The sequence below is a fragment of the Neptuniibacter sp. QD57_21 genome, assembly GCF_047778075.1.
GTDB lineage: Bacteria > Pseudomonadota > Gammaproteobacteria > Pseudomonadales > Balneatricaceae > Neptuniibacter.
This window is the reverse complement of the sequence record NZ_CP180549.1, coordinates 1,038,818-1,058,792: the sequence shown is the minus strand read 5'-3', so window position 1 is coordinate 1,058,792 and position 19,975 is coordinate 1,038,818. Positions and strand designations below refer to the sequence as shown.

The following is a 19,975-nucleotide window of genomic DNA, read 5'->3' as shown; positions in this document are numbered from 1 at the left end:
TCTTATTTTAATAAGGACGTAATCCTCTTTAATAGGGTACCTACCGAAGAAAGTGCATCCCTGCCTTCATATTTTTTAGCTATTTTCCCTGCACTGTCCGTAAAAGAGGTATCGGTCAATAAGCGAGAGAGCACTTTTTTAACGTTCTGCTGATTTATATTTCCAGCTATTGTTAAACCAGAGCCTAAGCTTTTTACTAGCTCCGCATTCATTCTTTGCTCCATATGTGTAGGAAGTAACAACAAAGGGGTCCCAAAAAATAAGCTTTCTGTAATTAGACCTTTTCCTGCATGACAAACAACTAAGTCAGCGGTAGGCAATAGTTCAGGTGCATTGATTGGATCTAAACTAAACTGAATGCCTTTTCGGCTGTAAGTTTCAATCATTTTTGGCGGAAACCCCATGCCGTAACAGATCACTTCACAATTTTCTGCCAATAAAGCGTCTAGTGCTTCAATTACCCCATAGTGCCCCATGGTCAAGTAAACAAAGACACGTTTTTTATTACCGCTCTTCCAGTTTATTGCATTAACACCTTGCTCTGTAATTTCGAAATTAATATAGAGGCTCTTATCAGGATTTCTTTTATAGGGATCCAAATCAGGCAAGGTTGAAATTATTGCTAGGTCGTACTGATAAAGGTCAGATAAAAACTGTACCCGATGGTATCCAAATTGATCACAGATACAGTTGATTAAGCCAACTATTCTACTCTCCATCAATTTGGTTAATTTGGCTGCATCCTTTAGGTCTGTTCGCATCACAGAACATGGAGATCCAGGTACGAGCTCTGAAAATCCACTACCAATAATTACCTTAGGACAAGCCAAGTTTCGGGCAGCTAACATAGCGCTCGGAGCATAATCGAAAATGAGTAAATCAGGTTGAGTTACTTTGAATATGCCATGCCAACTTCTTACTATTCCCCTAAGAACCTTTGGGCCTTGGAAACCTCGATTTTGCAATATGCAGGGTAATGACACAGTTGGTTGCTTTTTCGATGGCAGAGTTTTAAAACTAGGAGCAGGCAAAATCAAAAGGGATTCAGGCAAATCAAACGCATCTAAATTAGAAGGGTCATTCAATACAAGAGTCAAGTTGTGACCAAGAGCATCTAAGCGATTAATCAAAACAGCTAAACGCGATAAATGTCCTAAGCCCGCGCCCAACTCCCATGCGACTACAATATTTGCCATGCATCCTTACCTAAAACAATCAGTGTAAATTACAAATTATGATACCGACTGTTAATGACTTTGTGGAGCTGAGATCAGGGGCAATCAATTAAACTCGCCTAGAGACTAATTACCCCTCGAACTGCACAAACTGAGTAGTATTAAAAGATGCTATCGCCCTGCTGATCGATCATACACTTTGCTTTACGCACCATTTCATCCGCGCATTGAGTTTCATCCATCAAAACATCTGCACGGATAAAGCGATGAGACTGCTCGGCCTTTTCGATCACACCATTGACTCGATACCCCGCATCTTCTGATATCGGCATAGGCTTTATGATATAGCCGTTGTATTCCACCTCGGTACAACTGCTCGTTGTTTCTGGTTCTGTTTTATTTGCTGTGAACAACTCGCTGATTTTTTTAATCAGAGACATTTAAATAACCTTTGAAAGATTGATTACGTATCAATATGAAAATTTTGCTGCGGTATAAATAGCAAATGCCTTTTCCCAGATTCCACCTACTTTACCATTGCCTACAGGCTGTCCATCAAGTTGTGTAACCGGAGCGATCTCTTTAGAAGAGCTGGTGATCCATAATTCATCCGCAGAACGCACCTCATCCATCGTAATAGTTCGCTCCTCAACGGGAATTGTTCCATCTGCTTTTAAGCTATCAACAATAATCCGGCGAGTAATCCCCGGCAGGATCTGATTATCTAACTTAGGCGTCAGTACAACACCATCTTTGACGATGAAAACGTTACACGCACTACCTTCAGTAAGCTGATGATCTGCGTTATACAGTAGCGTTTCATCGCTACCAGCAGAGTAGCCTTGTTGAAAGTGGATTACGTTTCCCAACAGGGCCGTCGATTTAATATGGCAGCGTTGCCACCTTAAATCTTCTGTACTAACCAAACTGTATTGAGTTACTTTTTCTCGATCGACCGGTTCTGGGTCTTTGATCGCGAAAGTGTATGCAAATATGGTCGGCTCTACACCTGCAGGATATGCATGGTAGCGCTTATCGTCCGTACCTCGGGAAACATGCACGTATACCCCTAAGTTATCGGCTTGATCATTGTTTTTATCGATCAGATCATTCAGTAAATTACGCCATTGTTCAGCGGTGAGCGAGCAATCAATTTCGATCTCTGCCAAGCCATTTAACATACGTTGGATATGTAAATCTAAACCAACCGATTGTCCCTGATAGTAAGGTATCACTTCGTAGATACCATCACCGAAGAGGAAACCGCGGTCTAAGGGCGAGATACGTGCTTCTGACAACGGTAGGAAATCACCATTAAGGTATGCAATGCTCATAGAGATATCCTCCACTTATTCTTTTACCAAACCAATAATCTGCCTTAAATCATTGATCACGCTTTGACCTTCGGATGCCGGCAAACCGTCTTCAGTTAACTCATTTTCTCTTGTCACACCGTCGACGCTGCCTAATTTGGAAAGATAGCGAAGTATTTCCAAGGGCTGTATATCGGCAAAGAAATCTCGATGGTTCCAAAAACTTAGAAAAGCAATTATGCCGTAGGCTCCCCAATTAGATACATCTGTAATCAGTAGCTCATCCACTTCGGTAACAGATGCCTTTATATCGAGATTTTGAAGCGCATCTTTGACATTACCCATACCTATTTCATTACCACCATCACCAATACCTATGGTTGGACATTTAGCATTCAGGATAAAAGTATCAAAACAGGCAGTACGAGCGCTGATGTTCTCACCGCGCATATTGTAATAGCGGCCATCTTCAGCCTGACCTGGACGCTCAATAGAGATCACAGCTTCGGGGTTGTATTGATACAACGCTTGGAAAGCTTCCAGTGTCCGCTCTTTATGCTCGCCCACACGAATTTCATGAACTCTATAATCAGGCATCAGCGCCTGAGATACCGGTGGACCACATACTATAACGGGTGTTGCGCCAATTACTTCTAACACTTTATACAGCGCGATCGCACCTACCGGCCCATCCGTTTCAAAAGTATCCACAACGGGGAAGCCCGTTCCAATCAATACATGCCCTCTGCATCGATTAAGCATTTGAGCTGCACGCAGGTAATAGCCAGATTCCAACTCGGGCTGGATCGTTTGCATGCCACGCAAATTTCTAGCAACCAATAGATCTTCGATCTGCTTACTTATCGTGGTTTCATGTGGCATAACGGCACCTATACAACTGATACTTGTGGATCGCTAATTCACTTTATCTGGCTCGGTTCGTTCAAATTTTTTCTGCGTTAATGATTGAATATTGTGCGCATCATCAATCGTTATCTGCTCAAACGAGACTTTGGCACCGGGCATCATTTGCGCCATTTTTGCAGTATCTAATGAGAGCATAGAGCCAATCTTTGGATAGCCCCCAATGGTTTGTCGATCATTCAGTAAAACGATTGGTTGTCCGTCTGCCGGGATCTGTATGGCACCATGGCAGATTCCCTCCGATAAAATCCCATCTACCGACGCTTTAACTTCAGGACCTGATAATCGATAACCCATTCGGTCGGCACGATCAGTAACTTCATACTCGCTACTAAAAAATATGCGCTTATCGTGTTCGCTAAAAAGATGCTGTTGATAACCGCAGATAACCCGCAAGCAGGCATATTCATCGTATTGTGGTCGATGATGCTCCGCTAGACGATAGGCTTTAGCCTCGTTTACTTCTGTACAGTATAGAAAATCATCTTGTTGAAGCTTGCCGCCATCTATACCGCCGACACCTTCTCTCATAACGGTCGCGCTACTGGAGAAATTATGCTCTATCTGAAACCCGCCACTCACCGCTAAATAAGCTCTCGCACCTTTAGTTGCGAAGCCTAACTCGATCCGATCCCCTTGCTGGATTTTCTGGGCATGCCAACACTCTCTTTCTAGCCCATTAACCTTAAACGGGATATCTGCTCCGGTCACAACCATGTAAGTATCAACATGGGATTCCAACACCAATCCGCCAATACTGACTTCTAGTAGAGAGCTATTTAGGTCATTGCCTAATAAACGATTAGCCCATTTAAAGGCCTGCGCATCTAGAGGCCCACCGGTCGTTAAACCAATACGATGGTGACCAAAACGGCCTGCATCTTGAATAAGTGTTAACAGGCCCGGCTGCAATACTTTAAAACCCGTGTCACTCATAACTGTCCGCCTAACGCGAGATATTCGTCTCGGGTAATTGGCTTAAACGTCACTCTATCCCCAACCTTAACCGGCATATTCGGTTTTTTATCCGGCGTAAACATTTCAGTTGGACACAAACCTATCAAATTCCAGCCACCTGGAGATTCAGCTGGATACACGGCGGTCTGCCGATCAGCAATGGCTACCGCACCTTTAGGTACTTTTTGTCTGGGTGTGGATAAACGCGGCGCAGCGATTCTAGGATCGACCTCTCCTAAATAGGCAAATCCTGGGGCAAAACCTATGGCATAAACTCTGTACTCTTGTTGGCTATGAATCTTAATAACTTCATCCACATCCAAATTCGCATTTTGAGCCAACATCTCTAGGTCAGGGCCCGATTCCGGACTGTAATAAACAGGTAAAAAAACTAGATCTCCCACCTGCTGTTCAGCTTGATCGAGCTGAGAGAGTAACTCACGGAGGTGTTTTTTTATTTCCAGATGATCACAGCTAAACAGATCGTAGATCACTAACAAAGACGCATAGGAAGGGACGAGATCGACTAGCTTACCGGCCAACTCTATCTCTAAGACAGAAACAGCCTGCTGCACTTTGGCAGAGGTTTCTGGGCTGGCTTTATCACCAAAATAGATGATCAGCGCATTTTCCCCTGCTACTTCTATTCTCATGACTGGATTAACTCTCGGATCTCTTGGATTGCATTAACGCCCTCCATATTATCCCCATGTACACACAACGTATCGGCCTGCAGTTTAAGTTGATGGCCATTTACGGTTGTGACGGTGCCAATCTCTTTGAGCTGGCGTACTTGAGCCAACATTTTCTCTTTGCTATGAACTGCGCCTGGAAGTGAACGTGACAAAAGCTTGCCATCATCGGCGTAGCAACGATCAGCAAATATCTCAAACCACAGTTCGATACCTATCTGCTTCGCTTCTTCCCGATGTTGTTCCGCCTGTGGAGTACTTTGCAACATCAACCTTAATGGTTTGTGGTAAGCCGCTATAGCACGCATCACATCTTGGCGAATTGAAGTATCCGCCATCATATCGTTATACATCGCACCATGAGGTTTAACATAAGTAAGCTCTAGTCCTACACTGGCTGCCATCCCATCTAATGCAGAGATCTGATAAAGCAGCATCGATGTCAGTTCATCAGAGCTCACTTTTAGACTACGTCGACCAAAGCCAACAAGATCAGGATATCCCGGGTGCGCACCAATCATGACGCCGTTTTGTTTGGCGAGTGCCAATGTTTTCTGCATAACCAACGGATCACCGGCATGAAAACCACAAGCGATGTTTGCCTGATCAATATGCGGCATCACCGCTTCATCTAGTCCCATTTTCCATGAACCGAAGCTTTCACCTAGATCACAATTTAGCTTTAAACTCATTCAGTATTCCTTAAATCAAAACCTTCAATCACACCTTGATCAGAAGATGGCAAGGCGGCTATTGGGTAGGTCTGTCACGATCATATGGCCTGGGCTGTGAGTAATACAGAACGAGGGTTTGGCCTGTTCTATTGCAACTTGCGGCGTTACCCCACAGGCCCAAAAAACGGGCAGCTCGCCCTTTTTAATTGTGACCGCATCGCCAAAATCAGGGTTGTGAATATCATTAATACCGATCTCTGTAGGATCACCCAAATGTAGAGGCGCGCCATGGACCGAAGGGAAACGGCTACAGATTTGAATAGCTCGTATCGCATCTGCCGCCTTCATTGGTCGCATACTGACAACCGTATCACCACTAAAACAGCCTGCGGACTTACAGGGGATATTGGTTCGATACATTGGGACGTTAACCCCTTCAGTGATATTTCGGATCTCTAAACCATCCGCCAATAGCGCTTCTTCGAATGAAAAGGAGCAACCTAGAACAAAGGTGACCAGATCATCTCGCCACAATTCAGATACATCTGGCAGTTCTTCGATTAACTCACCATCCCGATAGACTCGATATTTAGGAATATCAGTACAGATATTTAGATCTTCCCCTAGACTCGGCAACATAAATTCACCCAGTCTTTCAGACATACCAATCAGGGGACAAGGCTTAGGATTTAACTGACAAAACTGTAAAAAATCACCGGCATAATCTTTAGGCAAAATAACCAAATTACCTTGTACAAACCCCGCCGCAACTCCGGAGGTGTTATCTTGAAATTCTCCTCTACGAATCATCTGACGTATCTGCAATGGTGATTTATCTGAATACATAATTGATCCTACTTGCTACTAAGAAACCTTTGAAAAAGCTCTATACGACTCAAGCTAGCTACGTACCAAGTTTAGCCATAGGGTCATAACAAGATGATACGTTTGAACCATTTATCTAAGTATGTACCCGATATAGAAATAAAGTCACTATTGGACTGATTTAAAAGTAATTTACTGTTCTTAATGAAAGGTCTTACTTCTATTTAGTGCTAAGATGATCAAATAGATAACCAATCTTTTAACACTATGTCGCATTCTAAAACCATTTAGATGCATTTTGGATTTTATATTGGAACCTCTATGAGTTACTTAGACACTCAGGAAGTCGTTAAACAATTAGCCGATCTAACAGGCGCTTTAACATCTGAGAAAGATCACTCAAAACTGCTAGATCGTATTATTTTGGGGTGTATGTACCTAACCAATGCGGATGGCGGAACCCTATATACTCTTAATGAAGATAATGAAAACGAGCTAAAATTCTCTGTTCTTCATAACCGTTCTTTAGGCATTCATCAAAAGCCTCGCGACCTCCCTGCGGTAGAGATCCACAATGCTCAACAACAAGCCTCCAAACTAGTTGTGGTTCAAACCTTCGTCCAGAGGGAAACCATCAACATCCCCGATGTATATGACTGCGACGACTATGATTTTTCAGGAACACGTAAGTTCGATAAGCAACTAAATTACCGTTCAAAATCCTTTTTATGTGTGCCTTTACAAGACCATGAAGGGGAAATAATCGGTGTATTGCAGTTACTTAATGCTATGGATAATGATGGCAACATCATTGCCTTCCCAGATACCCAACAGCATTTAGTCGAATCTTTGGCATCACTTGCAGCTGCAGTATTAACTAAACGCCGCTTAATCGATGCTCAAAGAATGTTATTTGAGTCATTCATTAAATTGATTGGCCGTGCAATAGACCATAAGTCACCCGTTACAGGTAAGCATTGTGAACAAGTACCAGAAATAGCCATGTTAATTGCTTCAGCAGTTAACAACGCAACTGATGGAACGTTTGCTGATCTTAGCTTTAATGACCTAGAGATGTACGAGTTGCGGATCGCAGCATGGCTTCACGATTGCGGCAAGATTACCACGCCTGAATACATCATTGATAAAGCAACAAAACTACACACAATGTTTGATCGGATAGATCTGGTTGAATCCCGTTTTCGAGAATACAAACAACATTTGCAAATTGAGTTACTGCAACAACAGATGCAACTATCAACTGAAGAATATGCATCTGCTGAGCAAAAGCTGACCGCTCAACTACAACAGCTAGATATCGATTTCGATTTTATTCGTAAATCTAATACTGGCTCTGAGTTTATGGCTCCTGAAGACAAAGCACGAGTGGTCAGTATCAGTGAGATAAGCTGGATTGATAGTGAAGGCAACGCACGCCATCTACTCTCTAAAGATGAAGTGGATAACTTATGTATCAGTAAAGGCACATTAACCGATGACGAACGTCAAGTGATGCGCGATCACATAAAAGTTTCGATCGACATGCTGGAATCCCTGAAATATCCCAAACAACTATCCGAAGTTCCTGAAATTGCCTGTAACCACCATGAGCATATGGATGGCAGCGGTTATCCTAGAGGGATCACAGCAGAAGATTTATCAACACGTGCGCGAATTATGTGTATCGCTGATATTTTTGAAGCACTGACTTCACCTGATCGCCCTTACAAGAAAGGCATGCTGCTATCGCAAGCAATGACTATCTTGGGTCGGATGGTGGAAGATAATCATCTGGATGCAGATCTATTCAAGCTGTTTGTCGAAAGCGGTACATATTTAGAATATGCTCAATCGCATATGACACCACGTCAGATCGATGAGTTTGATCCAACATCCCTACCCGGCTTAAATTAATCGTTTATTTGCTGGTGTGGCTATAAACGCCACGCCAGTCAGCAGTTGGCGGAACATCTTTGAATTCGGCAATACGGTGAAGATAGATTCGTGTCATCTTGTCATCAGGGTGATCTAAAAGGAATTGCCCAAATCGTTCTTCTGCCAAAACCCACTCTTTTTGAACATAGGCCGCTATCGCTGAAGAAAAGAGTTCGATACTAGATTTCTGTTGAGTAGTGCACGCTTCACGCAAACAGATAGGTTCATAGATATCTACAGGCTCACTACGACCTTTAACCTGTACGCGATCCAGCTTCCGATAACTATACTCCGGCACCAGAGATACTACTTCTCCACTAACTAAAAGTGGTGTTCCATAATATTTGGTCAGCCCTTCCAGCCTTGAGGCAAGGTTTACTGCATCCCCCATCACGGTATAAGCCATACGGAAACTCGATCCCATATTACCCACATTCATTGGACCACTATTAATTCCCATACCTACGTCAACGGTCGGTAAGCCCTCTTGTTCAAGCTGCTTATTCAATTCAGGTAGAGCATCCAGCATCTTCATCGCCGAATTCAATGCATTACGGGCATGATTCTCATCTTTCAGTGGCGCGCCCCAAAAGGCCATCACGGCATCACCAATATATTTATCTACAGTGCCACGTTGCTCATGGATTATCTGAGTCATACCTGTGAGGTAAATATTCATCAATCGGGTTAATTGCTGCGGATTAAGCTGCTCAGACAAACTAGTAAAACCACGCACATCAGAAAAGAACACACTCATCTCACGGTTTTCACCGCTGAGCTGTACGCTTTGATCTTGCTCACTCAACTCTTCCACTACTTCCGGGGGAATATATTGACCAAACTGAGTTGCCAATTGAGCTATATTGCGTGCCTCGAAAAAGTAACCTGTGGTTTGCTGAAAGAGATAAAGTACGGATACTAGAATTAAGGTGTACCCTAACGGAATAACCCAAAACATCTGTTGCCAAGCGTAAAGATTCACACCCACCAGCATAGCAACCCAGACTAATGTGAATAACGTCGAAGTTAAAACAGAAACGCGTGGAATGATCAACGAGAGTAAGACACCACTCACTATCAACTGTATAAGCTCAACACCCAAAGTGTAATCCGGTTGGTGTTGGATACGTTCATCCAGCATCCCGGATAATATATTTGCATGCACTTCTACCCCCGAGTAACGGTTACTCATTGGGGTAACTCGCAGATCCAACAAGCCAGCAGCGCTGGTGCCGACAAGGATAATCGCTCCTTCCAACTGTTCTGCATCGGCCGTGCCGCGCATTACATCGGTAGCTGATATATATGGGAAACTACCTTGAGGGCCTCGATACGGTACAAGTACCGCACCATGTTGATCTACTGGAATACGCACCCCTGCAGCATCGACAGCCACTAAGGCGTCTTGCTTGCCAGTGACATCCGACTCAATCACTGCAGTCACAGCTTGCTCTCCAAACAACGCCAAAAGCATAGAAAGCGCTAATGAGGGATAGTATTCATCCGCATAACGTTGCAACACCGGTACACGACGGTAAACACCATCTGAATCCACCATTGGATTATCAAAAAAGCCGTTCCATACGCTTACACTATGAAGTTCATTAAGGCTGGAGATAATTCCACTCGCTTCAGGTATGGGTAACCGATCTAAGCGCTCATCATCACTAATGACCGGACTACCGGGATGACCTATCTGCAGTTTTTTCAAACTTCGGTCAAAAAGATATCCTAACACGACAGGACGATCGGCAATCGCTTTCGAGAAAATAGCGTCAGAATTTAATTTTTCCAGAAGCTGATCTAAAGTTTTCTCTTTTGATTCTGATGCCAGTTGTTTAAGTGCAGATAGATCGACACTTTGATCAGCCTCTGAGAAGACCATATCAAAACCAACAATAGCTACACCGTATTGGTCGAAAAGCTGGTCCAACATTAGCGCCAACTTAGCTCGGTTCCAAGGCCATCGCCCTTCGGCGGCCAAACTTTTCTCATCTACATCGACAATAACAATGCGTGGATCTTTTTCCTCAGACAAAAACTGTCGTAACCGCAGATCATAGAGGTCATATTCAAAACGCTCTAACAGCTCAAGTCGATTCCCCTGAATCACGGGTATTAGCATCACAAAAGTGAGTACTAGCCCTAAAACAGTTCGTATCCAACGTTGTTTCATCGCTTATTCTGCCGTCACTCTGCGCAGTTGATCGAAATCGATGTCGCCTTTAAGTACTTTCTGTATCCCATCCTGCAGTAGGCTACGCATACCATCTGATATCGCTTGTTGACGAATTTCGCCAATTGTTGCGCCTTGGTAGATTTTTTCTTTCATCTCCGGAGTCGAAATCAATAGCTCGTGGATACCTGTGCGCCCTCGATACCCAGTATGGTTACATTCCTCACAACCTACAGCTTTATAAAGCTCCACCTTATTTCCCATAATCAGTTCACCCGCCTGCTCACCGTACCGACGCAGCAAAAAAGCGATCTCATCATTTGAAGCTTTATAGGCTTTACGACAACTTGGACATAGCGTTCTTACTAGACGCTGAGCCAGTACACCTAAGAGAGCATCGGAGAAGCTGACGGGATCTATACCCAAATCAAGCAAACGGGTAATGGTTTCAGGTGCAGAGTTGGTGTGCAATGTTGATAAAACTAAGTGACCTGTTAACGATGCTTCTACTGCCGCATGGGCAGTTTCTTGATCACGCATCTCACCAATCAGAATTATATCTGGGTCAGCACGTAAAAATGCACGCAATGCCGCAGCAAAGGTAAAACCAGTTTTTGGTTGTATCTGGACTTGTTGCAGACCGGGCTGTGTAATTTCAACAGGGTCTTCAGCCGTCCAAATTTTCTTTTCTGGCGTATTCAAAGTAGCCAGCAGCGCGTGCAGGGTGGTAGTTTTACCTGAACCTGTTGGTCCTACTACCAATAAAATACCGTGAGGGTTTTCCAGTAATTCTTTAACTCCGTCTTGAATTGACTGAACAAAATTAAGCTGATCAAAAGCAACGGGGTCACCGCTTTGCAACAAACGCATAACAACACCCTCGCCATTCACGGTAGGTATTGTCGCAACACGAACTTCTAGAGGATGGCCTTGTAAACGCACCGCAAACTTTCCATCTTGAGGTAGGCGTTTTTCAGCAATATCTAGACGAGACATAATTTTGATACGCGATACTGTTGCTTTAGCATGCGTCGCAGGGACCTGAATGATATCTTGGCAAACACCGTCTATACGCATACGAACATTAGTCGGTGTTTTACCTTTTCCTGGTTCAATATGAATGTCAGACGCCCTAAGCCGCTTAGCATCCAGTAATACACGGTTAACTAAACGAACAACGGTTGAATCTTCCTCTGAAACTTCATCGTTTTCCGCAACCGTCTCATCCATATCCATCTCAGCACTATCATCTAACTCATCGAGAATGGTACTGAGGTTGGCGCTATCCTGCTTCCCTCCTGAAGAAACGACCCCTAGATACTGATGAATATCATCTAATAAACCAACACATATATGAGCATCTCTTTGACCTACTACATTTTTAATTTCGATCAGACGCTTAGTATCATTGGGGTCATCAATTAAGATTAAGACCGTCTCACTATTCTGCTCAGACAATAAAACAAGATTACTATTACGCAGATAAGCCTTATTTACCTTTTCACATAAAGGGTGGAGAAAATATCTTTCTGGGTTATAAGCAACAAAAGGGACTTGATAAAAGCACTCTAATGACTGCCCTATTTGCTGGCTAGTCAGTCTGGCATTGTCTCTCAACAATCGTGTCAGTGGCGTTCTAGCATCAGCTTTCTTTTCTAATTGATCAAACACTTTCTGTTCAATTAGGTTTTGCTCTAAAAGGTATTCAAACGGTGTTTCTGTACAACCAAAATCATAACGGAACTTTTGCCCAAGTAGCTCAGCAAATTGCCGCCCTCTTTTTAAATCAATCGCTGAAAAAGATTTACCATCTTGCCGATTTATTATCTGTATGACGCCTAATAGTACATCTTGATACAAAATAGGCAGGACTAACATCGAACGACTAGTGAACTCTATATTTTTCTCGAAGGAGGCATTAAAGCGTAAAGAGGGATGTATTTTTTCGAGTTCCGAAGAGTCTCGTACATCTTTGATTGTTATTGCTTTTTTACTTAGTGCTACAAAGCCTGCGATAGATGATGCTGTAATAGGCACACGAATTTCAGTTAAATCTTCACCTGTCTTAAAGCGGGATACAATATCCTTGCTCGAGCGATTTCGTTGGTATACGGTGATACGCTGAGCATTAAACAAAGCGAGTAATGTCTTTTCGACCAGAGGGTAAGCTTCTTCAAAGCTTTTAGCCTGATGGATCTTACTCAGCACTTTAGTTAAACGAGAATAAAACTGCTGTGTATCCTTTTCTATCGCTTTTGTCATGCTCTACTACCATAATGTCAGTATTATAGTTTTCTAATTAAAGATAGCCGCACCAGAGGTGGGAAGTGAAGCTGGAAATTCTTGGTTGCAGTGGCGGTATCGGCCATGGTTTAAAAACAACAACATTTTTATTAGACGATTCCTTGCTAATCGACGCTGGTACAGGTGTTGAACTGTTAAAAATGGAACAAATGCTCGCAATTCAAGATGTTGTTATAACCCATGCTCATTTAGACCATATTATTGGCCTTCCGCTCATGTTAGCGACTATTTATGACCGACATAAAAGTCCTATTAACGTTTTCGCGTTACCTGAAGTAGTTGAAGCTCTCGAAACACATATTTTTAACTGGACCATCTGGCCTGATTACACCTGTTTACCTGAAGATAACCCAATCATTAAACTTCACTCAGTAAATGTAGGAGATAAATTAACCCTACAAGGAAAAATGATCGAAGTTATCCCTGCAGTACATCCTTCGCCCACTGCAGGCTACTTAGTTTCGGATGGAGAAGCCTCATTTGCCTTTAGTGGTGATACAGGTATCAATGACTTGCTCTGGCCCATTCTTAATACACAAAAGCCCGATCTACTAATTATCGATGTATCATTTACTGATGAAGTAGACGAACTCGCTCGCTTGAGCGGTCATTTAACACCTAGTCATCTCGTCAACCAGTTAGCCCTGTTAAACCATCCTACCCGTATCATGATTACCCACCTTAAACCAGGATTTGAAGATACGATTATGCAACAGTGCCGAAAATTATTACCGAACTGGCAGATAGACCGTTTACATCACGGTGATATCATTAATTTATAAAACACCATTCCTAATTAAGGAGATAGCTTTCCTTCTAACAAAATAGTCCCAGAAATTGTTCCTGTAGTCCCACTTCCAGCATTTTCGCCAGTAGCTCCATAACTGGTTACAGCACCTTCTGCAGCATCGCCAACAAAATCAATTGTCATCCGCCCTGACATATCTGTATTAGCACCACAATCGCCACCTGAACATGTACCGGATATTTTAACGTCATTGCCATTTAGAATATTATTCAAACTCATGTTAGCATTTGCGTCTTCTCGCAATAGATAGTTTCGCCCTGCCACATTTGCTTCTATACCAATTTCTAATAACTGTTGCCTATCAAAGTCTACTCGGAAATACGTACCGCTGTATAAATGACCTCCAGAGCCCGGACTAGTGGAGAAATTATTTAATGAACCGGTAGCTCCTGTTTCAATTTGCGGTGACGTATAACCTCCTGCTGTCGAACTTAGGCGGTAAACATAATCACCTGTTTTGGCTGTAATAACTGAGGCTGGAGTCAGACTATCTGCATACATAAAGTGAAAACTTCCTATAGTTTCCACTTCAGAACCATCTTCTATCACCGTGTAATCAGTCCCCCAACGTCCCCAAGTAACATTTACTCCTCCAACCTTCTTAGTAGCATTGTCCGTAAGGCTTGCAATAGAGGCAGGGCCAGTAAAACTACAAGGTGTGCAGTCATTATCAGAGGATGTACTAGAATCAAAATAGACTAAACCTGTCATCAAATCCCCTGATCCTAGATTACTATCAATAGTAATGGCCGATTGACCGTCAACTAATACCCGACCAGAACTTCCATTTAAACCTTTTAGAGCGTCATACCCTGTAAACGCAACAGCCACCATACTTCCTAAAGGAGCAGCAGTACCAGAACCTGTAGGGTTAGGAGAGGTTAGGGTTGAGTCCTGCGTATTAGCTTCAGACACAGGATCACTTGCTGGAATAGAGCTATCAAGACTGTTACTTGTCGTTGTTACTGTTGTACTTAAATCCAATGTCGTTGCAGAATCATCACTACTTTCCGCTCCGGAAGAATCGCTTGTTTCTGTTTCTTGAGAGTCTCCTGAGGTAGCCTCATCAGTTTCGGAAGTTGCATCACTCTCTTCCTGTCCGTCAGTCTCTTCTTCTGTACCCGAAGTTTCGCTACTTTCTTCGGAACTATCTGCTACTACAAGTGTTTTAAATTCATTAATTTTGCCTTTAGGGCCTAGTAGACTAAAGGATCTACCTGCAGAAATATCTCGGTTATCCCCCTGCTTAGCTGCAACATTTATTTTACCTTGGTTAACAGAACCACTTATTTTTTCACCTACTTTTTCAACGCTAAAGTCTGTGCCTCTAATACCGATTGTCGCAACAACAGCATCCAGTTGATAATCGCCCTTATCCACCTTACCAATTTGACCCGATATAGTTCGCATACCACCTTTCAGTAGCTTATAAATTGCTTTGCCATCTTCGGGGTTTGTCTCATCAAAATGGTAATCATCAATTTTGAATTCGGTATTAGGTTTTAAGGACAAACGAGAGCCGTCTGTGAAGCGAATCTGCAAGCGGCCATTGTGACTGGTTTTTAGTACATCATTACTAAATACTTCAGATTGACGCTTCAAAGCACGCTCGTCACCTGACGAAGAGACCGCAATATTCTGCCCAAAACTAAGAATGACTTTACCGACACTTCCCGTAGCATGAGAAAAACTGCTAGCTATTAGCATGAAAGAGGCAAGTATAAAAAATCTCATAAATTATCACCTCACTGGAAATTGTAACGAAGCCCGAGCATGACCTGCTGTCGGTCATACTCATACAGTTCAATATTTGAATTAGATTTCGTAAAGCTATAGTTTCCTAATAAAGTCCAAGAAGGATCTACAACCCACTCAAAATTTAGATTAGCTAACATGTATTTATCATGACGTTTCACGCCATAAATCCAATCATTGCTAGCATATTCACTTCCTTGATACGTAAAAGAAGGTGTAAATTTCAGATTCTCTTGTGGGCTAAATTGAACGCCTATATTTCCACCAAAAAAGACTCTATCGACTTGTGAATCCGACAATATATTGGACTCTTCAGGTGTTTCATTACCTATGAACCCTCCGACAAAATAAAGAGGGCTCCATGCCCCTGTTCCAGCATAAAGGTAATTAACCCCTGCATTTAATTGCAGAGCATCCTTCCAATCTGCATCATCATAAACAAGTGAATTAGCGCCAACGAAGAATTTAGCAATTGAATTACGGCTAACCTGTGTACTCCACTGACCATTTACACTAAACATATCGCGGTACTGTTTACGGTCTAACAGGTACTTTTGTAGAGAAATATTAATCTGAAACTGCTGATCATCCATTTTCCAAAGGTGACCACCATTAATCGTAACATTCTTGTAATCTTGTTCATCTTCCGCATGATAAAAACGCATATCTGCATGTGCTCCAAATAGAAGAGCAGCGTCTGGGCTATACGCGTGTTCTATAAAGCCACCAAGACGAACCTGATTAAACTGGTCGTCTTTGCCTAATGCATCATTACTTAAAATAACGACATTGGTCTGATCATCAGGTCCTGCGTTCAGATTACTATCGTAACCCGCCCACATTTCAACAAAGCTTGTGAACTTAGTTGGAGGAATTGTTGTTTTCTTATCGATAAGGGAGAGGTACTGCTCGATACGATTGGCAACTACCTTTGGAGGGTTAACCTTTTTCACTTGTAAGAATAGCTGCTCAGCTTTCTCATACTGATTTAAAAGGTAATAACCTCTCGCTAATTCAAGTTTTGCTAAAGAATTATTCGGTTCTAAAAAGATAACGCGTTCAAGTGCAAATACACCTTCACTAACGTGCTCACTATCGATCGCTGCGACCCCGTACTGCATATCGAAAGCAGGGTCACCTTCCAAACTATCTAGGTGAGACAAGGCTAATTGATAGGCTTGATTATACTTACCCTGATCAACTAAATTTTTCAGATCAGTGACTGTATCAGCCACTACAAATGAGGAAAGGCAATATAAGAAAATCGCAGACCCATACTTAGCTAACTTGCCCACTCTTAACACTCTCCCAGTTTAAGAGGATATAAAAATTCAAACAGTATCAATGTTTTGAGATTAGTGCCATCTCATAACCATACTATTCGTAGGAATATAGTATATAGATCAATTAGGGATAGGTTCTTTCATTACGATTTGGCTGAGACGTTTTAGCCCCATCGCCCCTAGGTGTAGTATCCAGATCTATATTAGGCGTAACATCTAAATGCAAATCCGGCGTTTCATCCACGTTCATTGCAGGTATATGACTATTCCCTGTCTCAGACATTAAATCAGGCCCCATATCTTGGAATAATTCAAACAGTTTGAAAGGCGTTTGGCGGATTTTTAAGTTGCTACCGTCTCCACCAAGAAAGAAATAGCGCCCCACCTTAATCGGCGCCTTAATTGAGTTGTTACTGACAACTATTTCCCCTTCTAAGACATACCCATAGAGGCCCATTTGCGCCCTCGTTGTTTCTTGGCAGGTTTTATCACAATAAAACAGGGTGTAGTGAGTCCCTCTAACACCTATGGTAGCTATAGGCGTGTGGACCTTATAATTCTCTTTATTGTTATCACTGATTGCACCCGTCAACGTTCGCAAACCGCCCTTTAAAAGGCGATAAACCGATTTACCATCCTTAGGATTACTCTCACTAAAACGATATTCTTCAACATTAAAAAGGGTATCAGGGCGAAGAGAGAGGCGTGAGCCATCCGTAAAACGAATCTGTAAGCGCCCTTTAGATCCAGTAGCAATACTATCAAGAGAGTAAATTTCAGATTTCCGCTTCAACAGCCTAACATCGCTCTTAGGCAACTGAGCTGTATTGCTACCCACACTTAACAGTACATGCCCAGCTTTTTCTGCAGACATTGCGCTTGGCGAAAACACAACAGCAACAACTATTGGCAGTAGCCACTTAATCATCAATCTAACTCCATTTATAAACTACAAGCTTGTTTTCCAACCAGCTGTCGGTTTAGTAATCAGTGTAGCCAAGCTTTATCCAAATGATAAAACTTCAATCCTGCATCAATATTAGTTAACAAAAGTATGCTGTTTCAGTGTTTGTAGCTCGTCTCTATATTTAGCGGCCAATTCAAATTCCAGATTTTTCGCCGCTTCATACATTTTATCTTCGATCTTAGTAATCGCTTTAGATAGTTCTTTTGGTGATAACTGCGCCGCATCATCCACTTGATATTCGGCAGCCTGCTCCGCTACTTTCTTAGCTGTGCGAGAAGCTTTGCGGCCAGGCACGGTACTCGCCCCTTCCATAATATCAGCCACAGATTTACTGATACTTTGTGGCACAATACCATTCGCTTCGTTAAAGGCGATCTGCTTTTGACGACGACGTTCTGTTTCATCCATAGAACGCTGCATCGAACCGGTAATTTTGTCGGCATACAAAATAGCCCTACCGTTGACATTACGTGCTGCACGGCCGATTGTCTGGATCATGGAAGTTTCTGAGCGTAAGAAGCCTTCCTTATCCGCATCTAAGATTGTTACCAAAGACACCTCCGGCATATCTATACCTTCACGAAGCAAGTTGATGCCGACCAGAACATCAAACTCCCCGATCCGGAGATCACGGATAATTTCGACACGCTCAACTGTGTCTATATCTGAATGTAGGTAACGTACTCGGACATCATGTTCATCCAAATATTCGGTGAGATCTTCAGCCATACGCTTGGTTAAAACGGTAACGACAACACGTTCTTTCTTAGCTACCGTTAACCGTATCTCAGAAAGAAGATCATCCACCTGCGTTGACGCTGGGCGCACCTCAACCACAGGATCAACAAGTCCTGTCGGTCGTACCACCTGTTCCACCACCTGCTGCTGATTTTCTGCCTCGTATTTACTCGGTGTTGCTGATACAAAAATCATCTGCGGCGATTCACGTTCCCACTCTTCAAACTTCATAGGACGGTTATCCAATGCCGAAGGTAGACGGAAACCGAACTCAACTAATGTTTCCTTACGGGAACGATCACCACGATACATAGCGCCAATCTGAGGAACAGTCACGTGAGATTCATCCAAGACCAGCAAAGCATTATCGGGAAGGTAATCAAACAAGGTCGGCGGCGCCGCGCCAGGATCACGACCTGATAGATAACGGGAGTAGTTTTCTATACCCGAGCAGTAACCCAACTCCATGATCATCTCCATATCATATAGGGTACGTTGCTCTAAACGCTGAGCTTCGACGAGTTTGTTATTCTCCCGTAATTGCTCCAGGCGCTCACGAAGCTCATCTTTAATTTTATCCACAGCCGCCAAAAGCGTTTCTCGGGGCGTTACATAATGGCTCTTCGGATAAATCGTTGCCCGTGGCACACGTCGTAATACTTCACCGGTCAAAGGATCGAAGTAACTGATCTCTTCGATCTCTTCATCGAACAATTCAATGCGAACTGCTTCTTTCTCCGATTCTGCTGGAAATATATCGATGACATCACCACGCACCCGGTAATTACCACGGTGAAGTTCAACATCATTTCGTGTGTATTGCAGCTCTGCTAGGCGACGCAGAATCGCGCGCTGGTCAATGATATCGCCACGATCCACATGAAGCATCATGCCTAGATAGGATTTTGGGTCACCTAAACCATAAATTGCAGAAACCGTTGCAACAATAATGGCATCGTCTCGCTCCAACAATGCTTTAGTTGCGGACAGACGCATCTGCTCGATATGGTCATTTATCGATGCATCTTTCTCGATGAAGGTATCAGAAGAAGGTACGTAGGCCTCCGGTTGATAGTAATCGTAATAAGATACGAAATACTCAACCGAATTATCCGGAAAAAACTCTTTAAATTCCCCGTATAACTGGGCAGCCAAGGTCTTATTGTGGGCCATAATAATGGTGGGACGCTGGACCTGAGCGATCACATTCGCAATAGTGAACGTTTTACCTGAGCCCGTTACACCCAAAAGAGTTTGTGAGGCCAAACCACTATCAATGCCATCAACTAACTCTTTAATGGCCTGCGGCTGATCACCTGCGGGCGTAAACTTCGAGTGGACTTTAAATCGTTCTTTCATTCTGCGACCCAATTTCGAGCAAAGCTGAGCATTATATCTCAGCAGCTGCTACTTTTACTTGCATAAATACGTATTAAAAAGACCGCTCTT

Annotated in this window: 16 protein-coding genes; 2 read left to right on the top strand and 14 right to left on the bottom strand. The window is 42.9% G+C overall.

What is annotated here, in order from left to right; genetic code table 11:
- Positions 1–2: 2 nt before the first annotated feature.
- The 8 genes from ACMXYS_RS04610 to ACMXYS_RS04575 all read right to left on the bottom strand — a co-directional run bounded on the left by ACMXYS_RS04610 (position 3) and on the right by ACMXYS_RS04575 (position 6,581).
- Entirely contained in the window at positions 3–1,196 is a 1,194-nt protein-coding gene (locus ACMXYS_RS04610; RefSeq protein ID WP_415897734.1) for a glycosyltransferase, read from the bottom strand.
- A gap of 140 nt (positions 1,197–1,336) precedes the next feature.
- Positions 1,337–1,615: an HlyU family transcriptional regulator gene (locus ACMXYS_RS04605; RefSeq protein ID WP_415897733.1), complete on the bottom strand. Its 279-nt coding sequence runs from the start codon at positions 1,613–1,615 to the stop codon at positions 1,337–1,339.
- Between the two features lie 30 nt (positions 1,616–1,645).
- A complete protein-coding gene (locus ACMXYS_RS04600; protein ID WP_415897732.1) occupies positions 1,646–2,509 on the bottom strand; it encodes an aminotransferase class IV in 864 nt (287 codons plus the stop codon).
- 15 nt (positions 2,510–2,524) lie between these two features.
- Positions 2,525–3,370, bottom strand: a complete 846-nt coding sequence (locus ACMXYS_RS04595; protein WP_415897731.1) for a DUF4392 domain-containing protein — start codon at positions 3,368–3,370, stop codon at positions 2,525–2,527.
- Between the two features lie 33 nt (positions 3,371–3,403).
- Positions 3,404–4,348, bottom strand: coding sequence for a biotin-dependent carboxyltransferase family protein (locus ACMXYS_RS04590; RefSeq protein ID WP_415897730.1), 945 nt, complete (start codon positions 4,346–4,348; stop codon positions 3,404–3,406).
- Complete coding sequence (gene pxpB / locus ACMXYS_RS04585; protein ID WP_415897729.1) at positions 4,345–5,022, bottom strand: 5-oxoprolinase subunit PxpB; 678 nt, start codon at positions 5,020–5,022, stop codon at positions 4,345–4,347. The genes ACMXYS_RS04590 and pxpB overlap by 4 nt, the downstream gene beginning before the upstream one ends.
- Positions 5,019–5,753: a 5-oxoprolinase subunit PxpA gene (locus ACMXYS_RS04580; RefSeq protein WP_415897728.1), complete on the bottom strand. Its 735-nt coding sequence runs from the start codon at positions 5,751–5,753 to the stop codon at positions 5,019–5,021. The genes pxpB and ACMXYS_RS04580 overlap by 4 nt, the downstream gene beginning before the upstream one ends.
- Before the next feature lie 39 nt (positions 5,754–5,792).
- Complete coding sequence (locus tag ACMXYS_RS04575; RefSeq protein WP_415897727.1) at positions 5,793–6,581, bottom strand: putative hydro-lyase; 789 nt, start codon at positions 6,579–6,581, stop codon at positions 5,793–5,795.
- A gap of 300 nt (positions 6,582–6,881) precedes the next feature.
- On the opposite strand from ACMXYS_RS04575, the gene ACMXYS_RS04570 reads away from it, so the two are divergent.
- Positions 6,882–8,474, top strand: coding sequence for a GAF and HD-GYP domain-containing protein (locus ACMXYS_RS04570; protein WP_415881924.1), 1,593 nt, complete (start codon positions 6,882–6,884; stop codon positions 8,472–8,474).
- 4 nt (positions 8,475–8,478) lie between these two features.
- Here the strand turns inward: ACMXYS_RS04570 and ACMXYS_RS04565 are convergent, their stop codons facing one another.
- Positions 8,479–10,671: a CHASE2 domain-containing protein gene (locus tag ACMXYS_RS04565; RefSeq protein ID WP_415897726.1), complete on the bottom strand. Its 2,193-nt coding sequence runs from the start codon at positions 10,669–10,671 to the stop codon at positions 8,479–8,481.
- A gap of 3 nt (positions 10,672–10,674) precedes the next feature.
- Entirely contained in the window at positions 10,675–12,933 is a 2,259-nt protein-coding gene (locus ACMXYS_RS04560; protein ID WP_415897725.1) for a GspE/PulE family protein, read from the bottom strand.
- 65 nt (positions 12,934–12,998) lie between these two features.
- Here ACMXYS_RS04560 and ACMXYS_RS04555 point away from each other — a divergent pair, with 65 nt between their 5' ends.
- The gene (locus ACMXYS_RS04555; RefSeq protein ID WP_415897724.1) at positions 12,999–13,757 is read left to right on the top strand and encodes an MBL fold metallo-hydrolase; all 759 of its coding nucleotides are present in this window, start codon (positions 12,999–13,001) and stop codon (positions 13,755–13,757) included.
- Positions 13,758–13,771: 14 nt separating this feature from the next.
- Here ACMXYS_RS04555 and ACMXYS_RS04550 read toward each other — a convergent pair whose 3' ends face one another.
- The 4 genes from ACMXYS_RS04550 to uvrB form a co-directional block, all read right to left on the bottom strand.
- Positions 13,772–15,517 carry a FecR domain-containing protein gene (locus ACMXYS_RS04550; RefSeq protein WP_415897723.1) on the bottom strand — a complete coding sequence of 582 codons (1,746 nt, stop codon included), beginning with the start codon at positions 15,515–15,517 and terminating at the stop codon, positions 13,772–13,774.
- A gap of 11 nt (positions 15,518–15,528) precedes the next feature.
- Positions 15,529–16,833, bottom strand: a complete 1,305-nt coding sequence (locus tag ACMXYS_RS04545) for a surface lipoprotein assembly modifier (protein WP_415897722.1) — start codon at positions 16,831–16,833, stop codon at positions 15,529–15,531.
- Between the two features lie 112 nt (positions 16,834–16,945).
- Positions 16,946–17,749, bottom strand: coding sequence for a FecR domain-containing protein (locus ACMXYS_RS04540; protein ID WP_415897721.1), 804 nt, complete (start codon positions 17,747–17,749; stop codon positions 16,946–16,948).
- A gap of 111 nt (positions 17,750–17,860) precedes the next feature.
- On the bottom strand, positions 17,861–19,885 hold the full coding sequence (uvrB, locus tag ACMXYS_RS04535; protein WP_415881931.1) for an excinuclease ABC subunit UvrB: 2,025 nt from the start codon (positions 19,883–19,885) through the stop codon (positions 17,861–17,863).
- Positions 19,886–19,975: the final 90 nt, after the last annotated feature.